Genomic DNA, 19,916 nt, shown 5'->3' with positions numbered 1-19,916 from the left:
TGCACAGGCCATGATCCACGGCATGCAGCCACACCCGCGGACCCAGCCGCTGCCCCTGGAGGGCATCACCGTCGTCGCCGTCGAGCAGGCCGTCGCCGCGCCCTTCGCCACCCGGCAGCTCGCCGATCTCGGCGCCCGGGTCATCAAGGTCGAGCGGATCGACGGCGGGGACTTCGCCCGCGGCTACGACACCGCGGCCGCCGGACTGGCCTCGCACTTCGTGTGGTGCAACCGGGGCAAGGAGTCCATCGCCCTCGATCTGAAGGACCCGCGCGGGCTCGACGTCGTGCGCCGTCTCGTCGCCGACGCGGACGTGTTCGTGCAGAACCTCGCCCAGGGTGCCGCGGCCCGGCTGGGGCTGGACGCGGCGACGCTGTGCGGCGACCATCCGCGGCTGATCGCCGTGGACATCTCGGGGTACGGGGCGTCGGGACCGTACGCCGCCAAACGCGCGTACGACATGCTCGTGCAGTGCGAGGCGGGGCTGGTGTCGGTGACGGGGACGCCTGAGCAGCCGGTGAAGGCGGGGATTCCGGCGGCGGACATCGCGGCGGCCATGTACGCCTTCTCCGGGGTGCTCGCGGCGCTGGTGCGGCGCGGTACGACCGGGCGCGGGGGCCCGGTGGAGGTGTCGATGCTGGACGCGCTCGCCGAGTGGATGGGGCATCCCCTGCACCATGCGATGCACGGAGGAACACCCCCGGCGCGCACGGCTCTCGCGCACGCCGTCATCGTGCCGTACGACGCCTATCCGACGGCGGACGGCGGGCGGGTGCTGCTGTCGGTGCAGAACGACCGGGAGTGGCGCCGGCTCGCCCAACAGGTGCTGGGCCACCCGGAGTTGGCGGACGATCCGGCGTACGCGACGAACGCGGCGCGGGTCGGGAACCGTGAGCGCGTCGATGCCGTGGTGGCGAAGACCCTTGCCGCGCTCGGCGCCGACGAGGCCGTGGCCCGGCTGGAGGGGGCGGGCATCGCGTGCGCGCGGCTGAGGGACGTACGGGAGGTGGCGGAGCATCCGCAGCTGGCGGCCAGGGACCGGTGGCGGGAGGTGGGGTCACCGGCGGGGCCGCTGCGGGCGCTGCTGCCGCCGATCACGCTGCCGGGTGGGGAGGAGGCGCGGATGGGGGCCGTCCCGAGGCTCGGGGAGCACACCGGGGTGGTGTTGCGGGCGCTGGGGATGACGGACGCGGAGATCGCGGGGTTGCTGCGGGACGGGGTGGCCCGCTGAACACGGGGTGGACCATGGGGGCGCGGCCCAGGCCGCTCGGCGTGAGGAGTGACCGCCGAGCGTGCGCGGGGACCGTAGGGCGTGCGGGGGAGCATGGAGCATGACGACCCGCGCCCCGCCGGGGCCCACCCGGCGCCGCTGCCTGCCGTGGGGATGGCGGACGCGGAAGTGCAGCGCTGCGCCGGATCGATGGGACCGCCGGAGCGCGGGTCGTGGAAAGCCGGTGCCGACCGCTGCTCAGCGGCCGCCGAACAGCGAACGGCGCAGCCGCTTCAGCGGTGCGAAGAGCGAGACCCGCCTCACTCGCGCGCCCCTGCCGCTGCTCTCGTGCGCGGTGTCACGCGCGGTGAGCTCACGCATCAGCGACGTCGCCTCGGCCGTTTCGCGCTGCGGGATGGCAGGGCCGCCCAGCACCGCGAGATGGCGGTCGAGGCGCGAACTGGTCGCGCTGCTCCCGCAAGTGATCGCAGGGACACGTGCCCTGCTGCGCACCGTTATCTGTTCCATGTCACTCCCCACCCGTACGAGTCCACCCGGCCCGGGCAGGCTAACCCTATCGCTCCCTCGTGGCACTCGTGTATCGCGGGCACAGGATTCACCTTCCCTGTAAGGGTGTTGACGATTACTCTCCGAATCCAACCGATTCCAGGGCGAGTTGGACAACTGGTGTGGTCGTGGGCTGCTCTGACCCACCGTGAGGCTCGACGGTCACAGCGAGTGACGTGGCGTTAGTATTCAGTCCGCTCGCGACCAGGGGCGTGTCGCCGTCGAAGAGACCCAGGGAACGCGGATTCTCGTTGGGGCGCATGAGCCACAGCTGATGCACACGCCCTCCGGAGGGGGTGCCGAGTCCGCTCACCGTCACGACGGCGCGCCGCTCCGATGCGGAGGCGACAACTCCGATTCCACGGCCCTGTGCGTCCCGTTCACCGGTGGCGCGCGCGTCGGGCGCCGCGAGAACGTGGGCGATCTCACGTGCCTGGGCGCGCTCCTGGTCCAGCTTGTCCTGAGTGTGCGTCGCCTGTACGGCGAACAGGGAGGCGACGACGAGGGCCGCGGCGGCCGTGGTGGTGGCCAGCGGCGCGAGAAGGGGGCGGAAACGGGGGGCACGCGCGCGTGAGGGCTGCCGGTCTGCCCGCGCACGCACAGGCGGGTGGCCCGCGTGCGCCCGGGGCGCCTCCTGCGCGGGCGTCTCCTGCGGAGTTGTCCGTACGGCGCTCAGGACCCGGTCGCGCAGCGCGGCCGGCGCCGGAGCCGCCGTCGACCACGCGAGGCGCAGGGCGTCCTCGGCGAGAGCGCGCACCTCGGCGGTGCAGCGCGGGCAGCCCCGCAGATGCCGTTCGAAGCGGCGGCGTTCGTCGGGTTCGAGAGCGTCGAGCGCGTAGGGGGCGGCGAGCGAGTGCAGATCGCGGCGGAGCAGGCGGTCGAGGGCGCTCATGCGGCACCTCCCAGGCACTCGCGCAGGCGGGTCAGGCCGTCACGCATACGGGTTTTGACGGTGCCGAGGGGCAGGGAGAGCCGTTCGGCGACTTCACGGTACGTGTAGCCGTCGTAGTAGGCGAGGGTGACGGACTGGCGTTGCAGGGCGGTGAGCCGGTCGAGACAGCGGCGCACCCATTCGCGTTCGAGTCCGGCCTCGACCTCCTCGGCGACCTGGTCGAAGGCGGGGTGATGGGCCCGCCGCCCCTCGCGCTGCTCGCGTTCGGTGGCCGCGCGGGCGCTGCGGACCCGGTCGACGGCGCGGCGGTGCGCGAGGGTGAGGATCCAGGACAGGGCGCTGCCGCGCCCGGGGTCGAACCGCGCCGCGGAACGCCAGAGTTCGAGCAGCACTTCCTGGGCCACCTCCTCCGTCTGTGCCGGGTCCCGGACCACACGGCGCACCAGTCCGAACACCGGCCCGGACACCAGTCCGTACAGCTCCTCGAATGCCTTCTGGTCGCCTCCGGCCACGAGCACCAGAAGTTCGTCCGCCTCCACCCGTCCCCCTCTCCGGCCGCGCACGGCCCGTCCTTTCACTGACGTGTTCGCAGCGAGCGTGCCCACGGATGGGGTTACGGATCAGCGAACCGAAAACGCGGGTCCGGCACCAGAGAGATGTGAGGCCGTCGTCGAACAAACGCGCTCGTCGATGAAACAAGCGGGGCGGGCCGCCGTAAAGACGTTTGGGATTCGACCAATCCACCCCGGCGACCGCTCCGAATGGCGTGCGTCAGGCAATTGGACGTGAGGACGGACGGCATGACACCTATCTCCAGGAGTGGCGCGGGACGCAGGAGTCTCGCGACCCTCGTCTGTGGTGCGCTGGCCGCCGGGGGGCTCGCAGCCGCCGGCGTGACCGCGCTGGAACCGGGGGCGGCCTCCGCCTCCAGCCACCGGGAGGCCCCGCTCATCTCGGGGCAGCCCCAGTACGACAACACGGACGTGTACGCGTTCGTGAGCCCCGACAAGCCCAACACGACGACGATCGTGGCGAACTGGATCCCCTTCGAGGAACCCGCCGGCGGCCCGAACTTCTACACGTTCGCCGACGACGCCCAGTACGACATCCACATCGACAACGACGGTGACGCGCAAGGCGAGTTGGTCTACCGCTACACCTTCAAGACGCACCGCAAGAACGGCGACACCTTCCTCTACAACACGGGTCCGGTCACCAGCCTCGACGACCCCGACCTGAACATCACGCAGACGTACGACATCGATCTGCTGCGGCTGCACAACCAGAAGCTGGTGTCGCGGACCAAGGTCGCGGACGACATCCCGGTGGCCCCGTCCAACGTCGGCAAGGCGTCGATGCCGGACTACGGCAAGCTGCGCGACCAGGCCGTGTACAAGCTCACGGGCGGCTCGACCACGTTCGCGGGGCAGGCGGACGACCCGTTCTTCCTGGACCTGCGCGTCTTCGACCTGCTGTACGGCGGGAACCTGACCGAGGTCGGGCGGGACACCCTCAAGGGCTACAACGTCAACTCGATAGCCCTCCAGGTGCCCAACGACATGATCCGTGAGTCGGCCGGACAGCCGGTCGTCGGCATCTGGTCCACCACCCAGCGCAAGGACGCGCACGGCGACTGGACCCAGGTCTCCCGGCTCGGCATGCCGCTGGTCAACGAGGTCGTCAACCCGCAGAAGGACAAGGACAAGTTCAACGCGTCCGCGCCCTGGAACGACGCCCAGTTCCTGAAGAACGTGACCAACCCGGAGCTGCCGAAGCTCATCGAGGCGATCTACAAGATCAAGGCGCCGGCGGAGCCCAGGAACGACCTGGTCGACGTGTTCCTGAAGGGCGTCAAGGGCCTCAACCAGCCGCCCAACGTCCGCCCGGCCGAGGAGCTGCGGCTCAACACCTCGATCAAGCCCAGCATGCATCCCAAGCGGCTCGGTGTGCTCGACGGCGACAACGCGGGCTTCCCGAACGGACGTCGGCTCACCGACGACGTGATCGACGCCTCGCTCCAGGTCGTCGAGGGTGAACTGGTCGGTTCCAAGAACGACTTGGGCGACGCGGTCGACAAGAACGACAAGAAGTTCGAGAAGTACTTCCCGTACGTGGCCGAGCCGACCTCGGGTTCGCGCGGAGCGCTCGCCAAGGGCACGACCAGCGGGACCGACGTGCGCAACCAGCTCGGTGACGCGCTGAAGCCCGCGGGTTCCACCGGCGGCGGCACCGACACCACGCTGATCGCGGCCTCCGCGGCGGCGGGCGCGGCCGGGTTCCTGCTGATCTCCACCGGCCTGCTGTGGTGGCGCCGGCGGATGCACAACCGGGCCTACTGACCCGGCTCATGACTGGCGCGGCCCGCACTTGTCCATCCCCCACGGCGCGGGCCGCGCCGCCCCCACCCCCCACAACGACCGTTTCCGCCAAGGACTTTGAGGAGAGGGCATGTCCCCGCGTACGAACGAGAGCGCGCCGGAGAGCGAACGCGGCGAGCCGTCGGTCGCCACGCCCGAGGCGGACGCCGTGGACACCACGAGCGCGCCCGGCGACTCCGAGGGGGCCATGGCGGTGCCCGGCGAATCCACCGGAGCCACGGAGGTGCCGGGCGATTCCGCGGGAGCCACGGATGCGCCCAGCGACTCTGCGCGCGTCACGGAGGTGTCCGACGACGAGCGCGTCGCCGCCGTCCGCCGGCTGTCCACGTCCGGGCGTCGCTGGCGGGGCGTCCAACTCGCCTTCTGCGCCACCGCGTTGGCGGTCGCCATGACGGCGGGCGCCGTCGTGCTCGGGGCCGTCCGGGACGGCGGCAACGGCGGAACCTCCACGGTCGCCTCCGCTTCCAGCGGCATATCGCCGCAGTTGCTCGCCAGTGGGGATCTGGACGCGAGCATCACGGCCCTGCAGGCCCATCTGCGGACCCAGCCCAAGGACTTCGGCGGCTGGGCGACGCTTGGACTCGCCTACGTGGAGCAGGCCCGCACGAAGGGCGACCCCTCCCGCTATCCGCAGGCGCAACAGGCGCTCGACCGCTCCCTGAAGCTGCGCCCCGGCAACGAATCCGCGCTCGCGGGACGCGCGGCCCTCGCCGCGGCGCGGCACGACTTCACCGGCGCCCTGAAGTACGCGGACCGGGTCCTGAAGGAGAACCCCTACAGCGAGCGCGCCCTCTCCTCCCGCATCGACGCACTCGTCGAACTCGGGCGCTACGACGACGCGTCGAAGGCCGCCGAGGTGGCCGACTCACGCCGCCCGGGCGTGCCCGTCTTCACGCGCTACGCCTATGTGCGCGAACTGCGCGGCGACGTGAAGACCGCCCGCCGGGTCCTCGAGCTGGCGCTCAGCACGGCGAGCACCCGCGGCGACGTCTCGTACGTGGCGACCGCGCTCGGCCAGCTCGCCTGGAACCAGGGCGACTACGACACCGCCCTCATGTACTACGCACGCGCCCTCGCCGCCGACGACACCTACCTTCCCGCGCTCGAAGGCCGCGCCCGCGCCCAGGCGGCACAGGGCGACCGCGCGGCGGCGATCCGCGGCATGGAGCAGATCGTGGACCGCTATCCGCTGCCCCAGCCCCTCGTCGAACTGGGCGAGTTGTACGAGGCGCGCGGCAAGGCGGGCGACGCCCAGAAGGCCCGCGAGCAGTACTCCCTGGTCAACGCCTGGGTCTCGATCGCCCGCGCCAACGGTGTCAACGCCGACCTCGACACCGCCCTGGCCGCCGCCGACCACGGCGACCGCAAGGCCGCGCTCAAGGCGGCCCGCGCCGAATGGGCCCGCCGCCACACCGTGCACACCGCGGACGCCCTCGCCTGGGCGCTGCACGTGAACGGCCGCGACGCGGAGGCCCTGCCGTACGCCCGCGAGGCCACGGCCACCGGCTACCGCAACGCGTCCTTCCTCTATCACCGCGGCGTGATCGAGCGCGCCACCGGTCACACGAAGGAGGCCCGCGCCTCACTGAAGTCGGCCCTCGACCTCAACCCGGGCTTCTCACCGCTGGGCGCCCGTGAGGCCCGTAAGGCTCTGGAGGCCGTCAAGTGACCCGTAGCACTGGAGGCCGCGCGGTGCGGGCCCGTCGGCTGTTCGCCTCCTGCGCGGCCGTCTTCTCCGCCGCCTGCGCGCTCGTGCTCGTCCCCACCGGGCACGCGAGCGCGCATCCGCTGGGGAACTTCACCGTCAACCGGTACGACGGGCTCGTCGCCGCCCCCGGGCAGCTGCGGGTCGGCCATGTCGAGGACCTCGCGGAGATCCCGGCCACGCAGGCCAAGCCCGGCATCCAGAAGCTCGGTATGACCGAGTGGGCCCGGCAGCGCTGCGCGTCGGCCGCGAACGGCAGCAAGGTCACCGTCGGCGGGCGCGAGGTACCGCTCACGGTCGGCGCGAGCCACGCGCGCGTACGGCCCGGGCAGGCGGGGCTCAACACCCTGCGCGTGGAGTGCGAGTTGACGGCGTCGCTGCCGAAGAAGGGCACCCTTGCCGTGGGCTTCCACAGCGCCGGGGCGGACCGGGGGCCCGGCTGGCGCGAGATCACCGCGCGCGGCGACCGGATGACACTCACCTCGTCGGACGTACCGAAGAAGTCGGTGTCCCAGGAGCTGACCACCTACCCGAAGGCGCTGCTCTCCTCACCGGCCGACACCGCGACCGCGTCCCTGCGGATCCGCCCCGGCGGCCCCGCCCTCGTCGAGGAGCGGCGTGACGCGCCGGCCGCCTCCGTACTGCCGCGCGGCGCCGACCGCTGGACCGAGGCCCTGAACAACCTCGTGGCCCGCCACGACCTCACCTTCGGTTTCGCCGCGCTGGCCCTGGTCATCGCTGTCGCCCTGGGCGCGCTGCACGCACTCGCGCCGGGCCACGGCAAGACCCTGATGGCCGCGACGGCCGCGGCCCGGGGCGGCCGGGCAGGCCTGCGCGACGTCCTGCCGCTGGCCGCGTCGGTGACGGTCACCCACACCCTGGGCGTGGTCGCGCTCGGCCTCCTGGTCACGGCCGGTTCGGCCGCGGCGCCCTCCGTGATCGCCTGGCTCGGCATGGCGAGCGGCGTCCTGGTGACGATCGCGGGCGCGACGCTGGTACGCCGGGTCTGGCGCAACCGTACGCACGGGCACGGGCACATCCGCGGGTCGGGCCACACGCACGCGCACGGCGAAGGCCACGACCACGGACACGATCACGGCCACACGCACGACCACGGTCACGCGCACAGCCACACACACGACCACGAGCACGAGCACGGGGACCAGTCGCACCAGCACGCCGAACAGCACGAACGCCCCCTGGTGCTGGCGCACGCCCACGCCTCCGCGGAGACGACCGGTCACAGCACCCCCCACACACCGCCCCTGGAACACACCCACACACCCAGCCCTCACACCCACTCCCCCACCCTCGAACACACCCACGGCGGCTTCACCCACACCCACTCCATCGCCCCCACCGTCCGCGGCACGATCCTCCTGGGCTTCGCCGGCGGGCTCGTGCCCAGTCCCTCCGCCGTGGTCGTGCTCGTCGGCGCCGCGGCCCTGGGACAGGCGTGGTTCGGCTTTCTCCTCGTCCTCGCGTACGGCGTCGGGCTCGCCCTCACGCTCACGGCGGCCGGGTTCGCCGTCGTCAAGCTGGGCGGCGGGATGACCCGGGCCCTGGCCAGGCGCCCACGCTGGGCCGAGGGGCGAACCGCGGTCCTGATCCGCAGGACCGCACCTCTGGGATCGGCGTTGGTCGTCGTAGCCCTTGGGGCTGGATTGGTGTTCAGGGGGGCGGCATCCGTACTCGGTTGAGCTACTTTTGTGGAGAAATCGCGCGGATGCGAATGGGGGACGCACGTGTCCGAAGATCCGGGCAGTGAACGTGTGATCGCGGGGCGCTACCGCCTCCTGTCGCCCTTGGGCGAGGGTGGCATGGGAACGGTGTGGCGCGCCCGCGACGAGGTGTTGCAGCGCGAGGTCGCGGTGAAGGAGGTCCGCGCCCCGGCCGGAATTCCGGCGCACGAGGTCGAGCGGATGTACGCGCGCCTGGAGCGGGAGGCGTGGGCGGCCGCCCGGATCTCGAACCGCAATGTGGTGACGGTGTACGACGTGGCCGCCGAGGACGGCCGCCCGTGGATCGTGATGGAGCTGGTCCGCGGGCTCGCCCTCTCCGATCTGCTGGACGCCGAGGGCCCGTTGCCGCCGCGGCGTGCCGCGCACATCGGTGCCGAGGTGCTCGCCGCGCTGCGTGCCGCGCACGAGGCGGGTGTCCTGCACCGCGATGTGAAACCGGGCAATGTCCTGATCGCGAACGACGGGCGGATCGTCCTCACGGACTTCGGTATCGCGATGGTCGAGGGCAGTTCCGCGCTGACCATGACCGGCGAGGTCATCGGTTCGCCCGAATTCCTCGCTCCCGAGCGGGCGTTGGGCCGCACGCCAGGGCCCGAGTCGGACCTGTGGTCCCTCGGAGTGCTCCTTTACGCGGCGGTCGAGGGCAACTCGCCCTTCCGCCAGAACACTCCGCTGAGCACCCTGCGGGCCATCGTCGACGAGCCGCTGCCGACACCGCGCCGTGCGGGGCCTCTCGCCCCGGTCATCGAGGGGCTGCTCGCCAAGGATCCGGCCGAGCGGACGAGTGCCGAGCAGGCCGAGCACGATCTGCGGCTCGTGGCCGCGGGCGGCACCACACCCACCACGCCCCTGGGTCCGGTGCCCCCGACCCCCGACGCACCGACGCTCGCCGCGTTCGGCCAGCCTCGGATGGGACCATCGGGGCCATCGGGGCCATCGGGACCGCCGGTGCCCACGGGTCCCCACGGACCGTACGACCCGACGGCCAGGACTCCGGCGTCGGCCACGCCGCCCGAGCCCGCCCGCAACCGCCGCGCCGCCGTCGTCCTGATCGCGGGCCTGGTCGCGCTCGCGCTCGCCCTCGCCGGACTGACGTACGCCCTGCTGAACCGCGACAACGGAGACGGCGGTCAGGGCAACAACACGAGCAGCAGCAGCGGTTCCAACAACGGGGCGGTCGGCGGGGGTTCGAGCACGGAACACAGCGACAGCGGGACCGGCAGCGCCGGCGCGACCGGCGGAAGTCCGCCCACCAGCGCCCCCGGTGGCGGCCAGAAGACCACCACCCCGCCGGCGCAGTCGGTGAGTGTGACGGTCACGGGTCAGCGCACCGACTACTCCGGCGCCTGCCCGCCGCCCTCCGCCCAGGCGCCCTCCTTCACCGCGACGTTCACGGTGGGCCGCGTGCCGGTGGACGTCGAGTACCGCTGGGTGACGAAGACGGGTGACGTGACCGATCCGGGCTGGAAGACGCTCTCGTTCCCGGCGAACGGCGGCAAGACGCAGCAGAAGACGGTCGTGGCGACCACGTACGACACGAGCGGGACCTTCCAGAACGAGATCAGTGTCGAGGTCCGGTCCCCGGTGCACTCGACGTCCAACTCCGTGCCGTTCTCGATCACTTGCGCGACGGAGACCCCGACGGACGGGGCCTCCGCTTCCACATCACCATAGAGAGAAGGGTGATCAGGCCACGCCGCTGAAGACGGGCAGATAGCCGCCGGAGTGGCCGGACGCGGTCGGGTGGTACGACTCGCCGATGTTCAGCCAGTTGAGGCTGTGCAGCCAGGCGTCGCCCGAGCAGATCTCGTGACCGGTGAAGGTGCCCCTTACGTCGCCGAAGGTGAATCCATGGTCGGCGGCGCGCTTGGCGATCGCGCTGTCCAGGTAGTCGGCCGCGCCGTTGATCGCGGCCCGCTTGGTGTCCGAGAGGCCTGCCACGCAGGAGCCGCTCAGCTTGTAGAACCGGGGGTAACCCAGCACGACCACATGGGCGGCCGGGGCCTTCGCGCTGATCGCCGAGTAGACGGTGTCGAGTTGGCCGGGGAGCGTCGAGTCGACGTATGCCTTCGCGGTGGCGATCCGTGCGAGGCAGGTGCTCTCGGACTGGAGCACACACGTCGTCATGACGTCGGAGAAGCCCGCGTCGTTGCCGCCGATGCTGATGGACACCAGGCCGGTGGAGGAGCTGAGCGGGCCCAGTTGGTTCGCCGTGACATCACCCGTACGGGCGCCGGAGCAGGCGGTGAAGTCGAACGACGAGGGTGAATGCGCGGCCGCCCAGAGGTAGGGGTAGGCCTTTGTACTGCGGTCGCAGTCGCCGCTGGAGCTGATGTAACTGCCCGCGCCGACACCGGAGGAGTAGGAGTCGCCGAGGGCCACATACCCGGTGGCCGCGGCGGCCCCGGACGCCTGCGCCGTCGCCGCCCCGGTGAGGGCGAGGCCGACGGCGAGGAGGAGCGAGGTCACGTATGCCGTAATTCGGGAACGTCTCATGGAACCTCCCTTTAGCAGGATCTCTGCCACAACTTTCGTACCAGCTACGCGTGTTGACTGGAAGTGTCCATGCCAAGACTTTTCGGCACTTACCGGAGTCGACCCTGTGGGTTGCCCGTGGGTCTGATTGCGTGCCCATGACAGGTTCGTGACAAGGCGTCAACTCCCTTGAGCAACACCCGTTCATGACCGACTCTTTACTCGGCCCTGGGGGAACGCAACACTCCGGGGCCGTGCGCACGACCCTTCGCGCACCCCCACAGCGCGCGCCACTCACGCGCGCGCCGCCTTGAGGAGGACTCCCTCGTAATGGCACAGCTGCGTAGCAAGAAGATCCGGATCGCCGCCATCACCTCCGTGGCGACCGCCGCCCTTCTGGGCGGATTCACCGCACTCCCCGCCCAGGCCGCCCCGGCCGAGGGCAAGGTGCTCGCCGCCAACTCCCCCACAGCGATCAAGGGCAGTTACATCGTCACGCTCAAGAAGGGCGCCGGCATCAAGGCCGCGTCGAGCGCGGGCAAGGGCCTGATCAACGAGTACGGCGGCACGGTGAAGAAGACGTTCGGTACCGCGCTGAACGGCTACACGGCCAACCTCTCGGCCACCGAGGCCAAGAGACTCGCCGCCGACCCGGCGGTGGCCTCCGTCGAGCAGAACCAGACGGTGCACCTGACCGACACCACACAGTCCAGCGCCCCCTGGGGCCTGGACCGCATCGACCAGGCGGCGCTGCCGCTGTCCGGCACGTACACCTACCCGGACACGGCGGGCAGCGGCGTGACGGCGTACGTCATCGACACCGGCGTCCGCATCACGCACACGCAGATCAGCGGCCGGGCCTCGTACGGCTATGACGCCGTGGACGGCGACACCACCGCCTCGGACGGCAACGGTCACGGCACCCATGTGGCCACCACCATCGCGGGCACGACCTACGGTGTCGCCAAGAAGGCGAGCATCGTGGCCGTGCGGGTGCTCGACAACAGCGGCTCCGGCACCACCGCGGGCGTCATCGCCGGAATCGACTGGGTGACCGCGAACCACACCACACCGGCGGTCGCCAACATGTCACTCGGCGGTTCCGCCTCCACCTCGCTGGACACGGCCGTGGCGAACTCCATCGCCAGCGGCGTGACCTACGCGATCGCGGCGGGCAACAGCGGGGCCAACGCCTCCTCGTACTCCCCCGCCCGGGTCTCCACCGCGATCACCGTCGGCGCCACCAGCAGCACGGACGCGAAGGCGAGCTGGTCCAACTACGGCTCGGTGCTCGACATCTTCGCCCCGGGCGTCTCGATCCTGGCGGGCTACAACACCAGCGACACCGCCACCGCGACACTCTCCGGTACATCGATGGCCACCCCGCACGTCGCGGGCGCGGCAGCCGTCTACCTCGCGGGCCACACCTCGGCCACCCCGGCCCAGGTCGCCACGGCCCTGGTGAACGGCGCGACCTCGGGCGTGGTCACCAGCGCGGGTACCGGTTCACCGAACAAGCTCCTCAAGATCGTCTCGTAGCACGTCAACTCGCTTGATCTGAACGGCAGTTCCCCGGAGGCAGCCGGCGCCTCCGGGGAACGCGTGTTTGAAGTCCCGCAAGAGCTGCCAAGACCGGCTTCCGCGTCTTGACGGCCCCCGGCCCGCTGCGCGACATTGAGGCCCGGCATCCGGCGCGTCGGGGGGCAAAGTCGCCAATGCAGACCATACGTATCAAGACACCTTCATCAGACAGCCCGGAGCGGCCAGAACAGGAGCCCGGGAGGGATCTGCTGCCGCTGCTCGCGGGTGCCGCGACCGTGGTCGCGGTGGTCGGCGCGATCCTCGCGCTCGCCGACGTGGACTCACCGCTGCGCGGCCCGTTCACGTTGTTCTTCCTGCTCGCGGCGCCGTCGGCCGCCATCGCGGCCACGCTGCGCGGGCTGGAACCCTTCGGCCGTGTCCTGGCGTCGGTCGCGGGCGCGGTCGCGGTCGACATGCTGGTGGCCCAGGGCATGCTCGCCGTGCACAGGTGGTCGGTCGGCGGCGGCGTCACGGCCGTGACCGTGATCAGCTGTCTCATTCTGCTGCTAATGATCCTCAAACGGATGAGGAAAATCCGTTCGAGTCATTAGGTAACGGCCAAACCAACAAAAACGTGAGGCCTCGTTCCAGGTCTTGCCATACGGTCTCATTCATCAATACCGTCGTACATCTCACCCGCATCGGTCCATCATGCAAATGCGATCTAGGGGAGGGCTCAAGATCGCGATGGAGGCCCGGCGCGGGGCGCGGTAGGGGGGTGCCGTGCTCGGTGACCACAACTGTGCCGAGTCGTGCCGCGCGACCGGTTTCCGCTTTTCCGAAAGCCGGCCAGCTTTGCCAGCTCACCCGGCAGGCACGAAGATCTATTTCGTCATGCCGTAAGTGAGAACCCCCCTTTCGAACCGGACAAAGAACCGGACTGCCCAGGGGCGGGCGGTCCACCGGACGAGAGGGACCAGACTCATGAGTTCCGTCCTGCGCCCAGCCGTTTCGGGCGATGATCCGTTAATGGCCGGCAAGTACCGGCCGATCTCCTCTCACTTGGCCATTGCGCCGCCGGTGAGCGTCGTGATTCCCGCCATGAATGAGGCCGAGAATCTCCCGTACGTCTTCAAGACCCTTCCCGGCTGGATACACGAAGTGGTTCTTGTAGACGGCAATTCCACCGACAACACCGTCGAAGTGGCCCGCGAACTGTGGCCCGACGTCAAGGTCGTCGAGCAGCGCGGAAAGGGCAAAGGCGATGCCCTGATCACCGGATTCGAGGCGTGCACCGGCGACATCATCGTGATGGTCGACGCGGACGGTTCGGCCGACGGCCACGAGATCGTGTCGTACGTCTCCGCACTGGTGTCCGGGGCGGACTTCGCCAAGGGCTCCCGCTTCGCCAACGGTGGCGGCACGTCCGACATGACACCGATCCGCAAGCTCGGCAACCGGGTGCTGTGCGCGGCCGTCAACGCCAAGTTCGGCGCCCGCTACACCGACCTCTGCTATGGATACAACGCGTTCTGGCGGCACTGCCTCGACAAGATCGACCTCGACTGCACCGGCTTCGAGGTCGAGACCCTGATGAACATCCGGGTCGTCAAGGCAGGCCTCAAGGTGCAGGAGATACCCAGCCACGAGTACCTCCGCATCCACGGCACGAGCAATCTGCGCGCCGTCCGGGACGGGTTCCGGGTGCTCAAGGTGATCCTCAAGGAGCGCTCCAACCGGCGCGCGCTGCGCCGCAGGCCGCACGCCGCCCAGCTCAACTCGGGCCAGGGAGAGGTGTCTTGAGCGAGCCGGACATCGCGCGCATCTCGGTGGTCGTCTGCGTCTACACCGAGGACCGCTGGGAGGACATCCTCGCGGCGGTCTCCTCGGTGCGGACGCAGTCCCTGCCCGCCCTGGAGACGCTCCTGGTCGTGGACCACAACGCCACGCTCCTGGAGCGACTGACCAGGGAGTACAAGGAGACCGACGCGGTGCGGGTGCTCGCCAACGCGGGCCCCCGCGGTCTGTCCGCGGGCCGCAACACCGGGATCGCCGTCTCGCGCGGCGAGATCATCGCGTTCCTCGACGACGACGCCGTGGCCGAGCGGGACTGGCTGCGGCACTTCGCCGCGGGGTACGCGGACCCGCGGGTCATGGCCGTCGGCGGCCGTACGATGCCGATCTGGGCGTCGGGCCGACGCCCGGCCTGGTTCCCCGAGGAGTTCGACTGGGTGGTGGGCTGCACGTACAAAGGGCTGCCACCGGGCCGGGTCCAGGTCCGCAACGTCCTCGGCGGAAACGCTTCCTTCCGTCGCACGGCGTTCGACGCGGCGGGCGGCTTCGCGACCGGCATCGGCCGCGACGGCGACAAGCGCCCGCTGGGCTGCGAGGAGACGGAGCTGTGCATCCGCCTCACCCGCGCCCGGCCCGACGCGATCCTGCTGATCGACGACCGGGCGGTCATCCACCACCGGGTTCCCGAGGCGCGCGAGCACTTCGGGTACTTCCGCACGCGCGCGTACGCCGAGGGTCTGTCCAAGGCGCTCGTCGCCCGAAGCGTCGGCTCCGGCAAGGGACTGGAGTCGGAGCGCCGCTACACGACCCGTGTCCTGCCCGCCGGGATCCTGCGCGGACTGCGGGACGCGGCACTGGCCCGCCCGGGCGGCGCGGGCCGTGCGGGCGCCATCGTCGCCGGGGTTCTGACGGCGGCGGGCGGGTACGTTCTCGGGAGCGTCCGGGCACGCGGGGGTGGGGCCACATTCTCCGTGGTGGAGATCGAGGGGGTCCGGGGCGACGAGGGGGCGGCAGCATGAGCGAACCCGTGCCGATCTTGATGTACCACTCGATCGCACGCTCGCCGAACGACGCGACGAGGGCGCTGTCCGTCGCGCCGGAGGCGTTCGCCGAGCAGATGGCGCTGCTGGACGACCGGGGGTTCACCCCGGTCGACACGGCGCGGCTGGCGACGAGTTGGCGCTCGGGCGGCCCGCTGCCCGCCCGCCCCGTCCTCATCACCTTCGACGACGGCTACGAGGGCGTGCACCGGCACGGGCTGCCCGCGCTCGCCAAGCACGGCTTCGCCTCCACGCTGTTCGTCTCGACGGGGTGGATCAAGGGCGCGTACGACACCGGGGGCGGCCTCGACACGATGCTGGACTGGGACCAGGTGCGCGAGCTCGCCGAGGCCCAGGTGGAGATCGGCGGGCACAGCCACACCCACCCGCAGCTGGACCAGCTCCCCGACGACACGCTCTGGTTCGAGCTGCTGCGCTGCAAGGAGATCATCGCCGACGAACTGGGCGCCCGCCCCGTGTCGTTCGCGTTCCCGTACGGCTACTCCAGCCGCCGGGTGCGCCGCACGGTGCGCGAGGCGGGGTTCGCCCAGTCGCTCGCCGTCGGCAACGGCCTGGCACGGCGCCGGCAGGGACCGTACGCCCTGCAACGCGTCACCGTGCGCCGCAGCACCGGTATCGAGGAGTTCGAGCGGCTGGTCGAAGGCCGCGCGATCGCCCGCAATTTCGCCCGGGACCGCGCCCTCACCAAGGGATATGCCATGGTCCGAAGAGCACGACAGGTCCGCCGGAAGGCCATCCGTTCCCGTGTCTGACACGACGACCACAGCCCAGGCTTCCACGCCCACGACCGAGGCACCCGGACAGCAGCCGGGCCGCCGTCTCCGACTGCCCGGCAGGGGCCGCAAGGAGGCCGGAGGGGGCAACCAGCTGTTCCGCAACGCCTACGCCCTGATGCTCAACACCGGGATCTCCGCGGTGCTCGGGCTCGGGTACTGGCTGGTCGCCGCCCGCTACTACTCCGAGTCCGCGGTCGGTCAGGGCTCCGCCGCGATCGCCGCGATGAAGCTCCTCGCGGGTCTCACCGCGGTGACACTGACGGGCGCCCTGGCCCGCTTCATCCCCGTCGCCGGGCGCGCCACCGGACGCCTCATCTTCCGTACGTACGCGGGCAGTTCGGTGATCGTGGCGTTTGCCGCCGTGCTGTTCCTGCTCACCCTGAACCTGTGGGGACCCTCGTACCGCTTCCTGCACGGACCGCTCAACGGCCTCGGGTTCATCCTGGCGGTCGTCGCCTGGTCGGTGCTGACGCTCCAGGACGGGGTGCTGACCGGGCTGCGCAGCGCGCTGTGGGTGCCGGTGGGCAACACGGTGTTCTCCGCGGTGAAGCTGGTACTGCTGATCGGCCTCGCCGCCGCGATCCCCACGACGGGTGTCTTCGTCTCCTGGATCGCCGCGATCGCCCTGTCGGTGGTGCCGCTCGGGCTGCTGGTCTTCCGGCGCCTGGTCCCCCGGCACATCAAGGCGACCGAGGAGCGCGCGCACCCGCCCACGCTCAAGGAGGTCGGACGCTTCCTCGCCGGCGACTACACCGGCTCACTCTTCTCGCTCGCCGTGGTCTATCTGGTCCCGGTGATCGTCGCCTCACAGGTCAGCTCCACCGACAACGCGTACTTCTACATCACCACCACCATCGGCGGCACGGTCAACCTGCTCGCCATCAACATGGGCGCCTCGCTGACCGTCGAGGGCTCGCACGACCCGGCGCGCCTGGCCGCCAACACCCGGGCCGCGCTCAAGCGGATGGCGCGGATCATGCTGCCGGTGTGCGGGCTGCTGTTCCTCGGCGCCCCGTTCATCCTGCACGTCTTCGGCGACGGCTATGCGCACGCGGCGACCCCGCTGCTGCGCTGGTTCGCCGTCGGCGCGCTGCTGCGGGTCGTCATGGAGACCTACTTCGCGGTGCTGCGCGCCCAGAGCCGCACCTCCGGACTCGCCTATCTGCAAGGCCTGTTGTGCGTCCTCGTCCTCGGCCTGACGGTGATCCTGCTGCCCCGCATGGGCCTGACCGGCGCGGGCGTCGCCGAGATCTCCAGCCTCGCGGTGATCGTGACGATCGCCGCGCCCAGGCTGTACAAGATCGTGCGCACCGCACCGCCCGCCGAGGTCCCCGAGGACGCGGCACCCGACGGCGACCTCGCCGACCTGGGAGCACGCGAGAAGCCCACGGCGAAGACCGGCCCCACCTGGGCGAAGACGCTGGACGCCGACACCCTCGCGCTCGGCATCCACGTCGACTTCGACCACCTGGAACGCAGGCCGGACGTCCGCCCGGGCCCGGGCACACCCCCGGCGGGAACCCCAGCGGTACGACGCCCGACCTGGGCACAGAAGCAACCGCCAGTGGGCCTCCCGGTAGAGGCAAGGGAACCGGGCTCGGAGGCATCACTGGGCCCATCCGAGGCTCAGGAAATCGACGCTCCCTTTGAACCACAGGCCAAGGACAGCGCCCCGTCAGGGGCGCGGGGAACTGCGCGACCAGCCACAACGGCCCCGCAGCCGACCGACAACCCGCCCCTACGAGACCGCCTCCGGCACCCGTCCAAACCGGGCGTAGTCCTCGGCTGCCTACTGATCTCCGCCCTGCTCCTCTACTGGGTCCCAGCCCTGGGCCTCAACGACGGCTCCCTCGCCCGCATGGGCGGACTAGGACTCATCTCCATACTCCCGCTGCCCACCCTGCTCGGCGCAGCCCTCCTCGTCACGGTCTTCGCCTCACTCCTCTGGATGAACAGCGAGCACAAGGGCCTCCTGCTCTTCACCCTGCTCGCCACCGTGGTCTCCCTGCACGCACTGCCCGCGGTGATCGAAACAGAGCCACGGTTCGCCACGGCCTGGCAGCACCTCGGCTTCCTGGACTACATCGACCGCACAGGATCCGCGGTCCCCGACCTCGACGCCCGCTGGAGCTGGCCCGGCTTCTTCGCCGCCGCCGCGTTCGTCGCGAAGGCCTGCGGAGTCACCGACCTCAGCGAGGTCATCCGCTGGTGGCCGCTGACGATCCAGCTCCTCTACCTGGCACCGATGTTCCTCCTGGTCCGCTCGATGCGGGCGAGCTGGCGGGCCAAGTGGACCGGCATCTGGATCTTCACGCTGAGCGGCTGGGTCGGCCAGGACTACTTCTCGCCACAGGGCTTCACGTATCTGCTCTATCTGGTCTTCGTGGCGATCCTGCTCGTGTGGTTCAGGGCGCCGCGCGTGCTGTGGGCGAAGGCGCGACCCGGCGAGGCGGAGGTCGAGCCGACGGACCGCCGCCAGCGGGCCGTACTCCTCGTGATCCTGATAGGGCTGTTCGCGGCGACCGTCCCGGCACACCAGCTCACGCCGTTCGTGATGCTGGGTGTCCTCGCGGTCCTCGTCCTCATCGGCCGCTCCGAACTGCGCGGCCTGCCCATCCTGTTCGCCGTGCTGGTCTCCGTCTGGATCAGCTTCATGGCCGAGCCGTACTGGTCGGGGCATTTCAACGACCTGTTCGGCGGGGTCGGCGGCGTGGGCAGCAATGTGTCGACGTCCGTCTCCGGCCGTATCCAGGGCGGCAGTTCCACGCACAAGCTCGTGCTCTACACGCGCGTGCTGCTCGCCGGCGGCATCATGGCCTTCGCCTGCTGGGGCTGGTGGCGGCGGCGCGACCACAAGTACCGCGAGCGCTCGCTGCTCGTCCTCACCTTCGTGCCGTTCCTGGGCTTCGGCATGCAGTCGTACGGCGGCGAAATGGCCCTGCGGGTCTTCATGTTCGCCCTCCCGGGCGCGGCCCTGCTGGCCGGACTCGCCCTGTTCCCGCGCACCGGCGTCACCGCGAAGGAACGTGAGAAGGACCGGGTGAGTCTCGCCCCGCTCGCGGCTCTCATGGCGGGTCTGCTCCTCATGGGCGGCTTCCTGGTGGCCCGTTGGGGCAACGAGGCCTTCGAGCGGATCAGGCCGGGCGAGGTCGCGGCCATGAACTACGTGTACGAGCACGACGATCCGACCGTGCGGCTGCTCTGGCTGAGCAACGACACGATCAACAATGTGACCCCCGCGATGCCGTGGGGCGCCAAGGACATGGAGAAGGTGCAGTACGTCCCCACGCTGGCGCCCGCCGACCCGGTCCTGGTGTCCGGGCTCGTCAAGGCGCTCAAGGACGCGGGCCCGAACTCGTATCTGATGATCAACCGCAGTCAGGTCGTCTATCTGGAGATGGACGTGGGTTATTCGGCGACCTGGGAGCCGAGGCTGATCACCAACCTCGACGACCGGCCGGAGCTGAAGAAGGTCCTCGTCAACGACGACGTGACGATGTACGTGCTGCGCAAGCAGCCCGCGGGCAAGGTCCCGAGGGCCGAACCCGGCCCGATCGGGCCCCAGGTCACCTGGACACCGTGGTCGGTGGTCGGCGGTCTGGCGGCGATCGCGCTCATCGTGCTGCTGACGGCACGGGAGGTCGTACGGGTCGCGGTGCGGCCGAGCGTGCGTCAACTGCGCTGGCTGCAGAGCAGCTTCTGGTTCTCGCTGCCGCTGCTGGCGGTGCTGCTGGCCTCGATGGTGCAGCGGTTCCTGACCATGAAGTAGCGCGGGCGAAGCAGTGCGAGCGGTGT

Annotated in this window: 15 protein-coding genes; 11 read left to right on the top strand and 4 right to left on the bottom strand. The window is 70.6% G+C overall.

The annotated features are described in order from the left end of the window. The first annotated feature begins 10 nt into the window (after positions 1-10). Entirely contained in the window at positions 11-1,231 is a 1,221-nt protein-coding gene (locus OIC96_RS38040; RefSeq protein WP_330303475.1) for a CaiB/BaiF CoA transferase family protein, read from the top strand. Positions 1,232-1,468: 237 nt separating this feature from the next. Here OIC96_RS38040 and OIC96_RS38035 read toward each other — a convergent pair whose 3' ends face one another. From OIC96_RS38035 to OIC96_RS38025, 3 genes are all read right to left on the bottom strand, one after another. Then, positions 1,469-1,738 carry a hypothetical protein gene (locus OIC96_RS38035; protein WP_327427572.1) on the bottom strand — a complete coding sequence of 90 codons (270 nt, stop codon included), beginning with the start codon at positions 1,736-1,738 and terminating at the stop codon, positions 1,469-1,471. 115 nt (positions 1,739-1,853) lie between these two features. Next, positions 1,854-2,669 carry an anti-sigma factor gene (locus tag OIC96_RS38030; RefSeq protein ID WP_330303476.1) on the bottom strand — a complete coding sequence of 272 codons (816 nt, stop codon included), beginning with the start codon at positions 2,667-2,669 and terminating at the stop codon, positions 1,854-1,856. Next, positions 2,666-3,208 carry a sigma-70 family RNA polymerase sigma factor gene (locus OIC96_RS38025; protein ID WP_327427574.1) on the bottom strand — a complete coding sequence of 181 codons (543 nt, stop codon included), beginning with the start codon at positions 3,206-3,208 and terminating at the stop codon, positions 2,666-2,668. Before OIC96_RS38025 ends, OIC96_RS38030 begins: the two co-directional genes overlap by 4 nt. 261 nt (positions 3,209-3,469) lie before the next feature. Here OIC96_RS38025 and OIC96_RS38020 point away from each other — a divergent pair, with 261 nt between their 5' ends. From OIC96_RS38020 to OIC96_RS38005, 4 genes are all read left to right on the top strand, one after another. Beyond that, a complete protein-coding gene (locus OIC96_RS38020; RefSeq protein ID WP_330303477.1) occupies positions 3,470-5,008 on the top strand; it encodes a DUF4331 domain-containing protein in 1,539 nt (512 codons plus the stop codon). Between the two features lie 109 nt (positions 5,009-5,117). Beyond that, the gene (locus OIC96_RS38015) at positions 5,118-6,716 is read left to right on the top strand and encodes a tetratricopeptide repeat protein (protein WP_330303478.1); all 1,599 of its coding nucleotides are present in this window, start codon (positions 5,118-5,120) and stop codon (positions 6,714-6,716) included. A 23-nt stretch (positions 6,717-6,739) separates the two neighbouring features. After that, positions 6,740-8,452 carry an urease accessory protein UreH domain-containing protein gene (locus OIC96_RS38010; protein ID WP_330310036.1) on the top strand — a complete coding sequence of 571 codons (1,713 nt, stop codon included), beginning with the start codon at positions 6,740-6,742 and terminating at the stop codon, positions 8,450-8,452. A gap of 45 nt (positions 8,453-8,497) precedes the next feature. After that, complete coding sequence (locus OIC96_RS38005) at positions 8,498-10,168, top strand: serine/threonine-protein kinase (protein ID WP_330303479.1); 1,671 nt, start codon at positions 8,498-8,500, stop codon at positions 10,166-10,168. A gap of 12 nt (positions 10,169-10,180) precedes the next feature. Here the strand turns inward: OIC96_RS38005 and OIC96_RS38000 are convergent, their stop codons facing one another. Next, complete coding sequence (locus tag OIC96_RS38000; RefSeq protein WP_330303480.1) at positions 10,181-10,990, bottom strand: SGNH/GDSL hydrolase family protein; 810 nt, start codon at positions 10,988-10,990, stop codon at positions 10,181-10,183. A gap of 309 nt (positions 10,991-11,299) precedes the next feature. Between OIC96_RS38000 and OIC96_RS37995 the strand changes: the two genes are divergently transcribed. From OIC96_RS37995 to OIC96_RS37970, 6 genes are all read left to right on the top strand, one after another. Continuing rightward, entirely contained in the window at positions 11,300-12,508 is a 1,209-nt protein-coding gene (locus tag OIC96_RS37995; RefSeq protein WP_330303481.1) for a S8 family peptidase, read from the top strand. Between the two features lie 176 nt (positions 12,509-12,684). Continuing rightward, the gene (locus tag OIC96_RS37990; protein WP_330303482.1) at positions 12,685-13,101 is read left to right on the top strand and encodes a hypothetical protein; all 417 of its coding nucleotides are present in this window, start codon (positions 12,685-12,687) and stop codon (positions 13,099-13,101) included. A gap of 373 nt (positions 13,102-13,474) precedes the next feature. Then, positions 13,475-14,293, top strand: a complete 819-nt coding sequence (locus tag OIC96_RS37985) for a glycosyltransferase family 2 protein (RefSeq protein WP_327427581.1) — start codon at positions 13,475-13,477, stop codon at positions 14,291-14,293. After that, the gene (locus OIC96_RS37980) at positions 14,290-15,303 is read left to right on the top strand and encodes a glycosyltransferase family 2 protein (protein WP_330303483.1); all 1,014 of its coding nucleotides are present in this window, start codon (positions 14,290-14,292) and stop codon (positions 15,301-15,303) included. The genes OIC96_RS37985 and OIC96_RS37980 overlap by 4 nt, the downstream gene beginning before the upstream one ends. After that, positions 15,300-16,097: a polysaccharide deacetylase family protein gene (locus tag OIC96_RS37975; protein WP_330303484.1), complete on the top strand. Its 798-nt coding sequence runs from the start codon at positions 15,300-15,302 to the stop codon at positions 16,095-16,097. Before OIC96_RS37980 ends, OIC96_RS37975 begins: the two co-directional genes overlap by 4 nt. Then, the gene (locus tag OIC96_RS37970) at positions 16,090-19,890 is read left to right on the top strand and encodes a lipopolysaccharide biosynthesis protein (protein ID WP_330303485.1); all 3,801 of its coding nucleotides are present in this window, start codon (positions 16,090-16,092) and stop codon (positions 19,888-19,890) included. Before OIC96_RS37975 ends, OIC96_RS37970 begins: the two co-directional genes overlap by 8 nt. Positions 19,891-19,916 lie beyond the last annotated feature (26 nt).

The organism is Streptomyces sp. NBC_00775 (genome assembly GCF_036347135.1).
Lineage (GTDB): Bacteria > Actinomycetota > Actinomycetes > Streptomycetales > Streptomycetaceae > Streptomyces > Streptomyces lutosisoli.
This window is presented reverse-complemented; position numbering and strand designations above follow the sequence as displayed.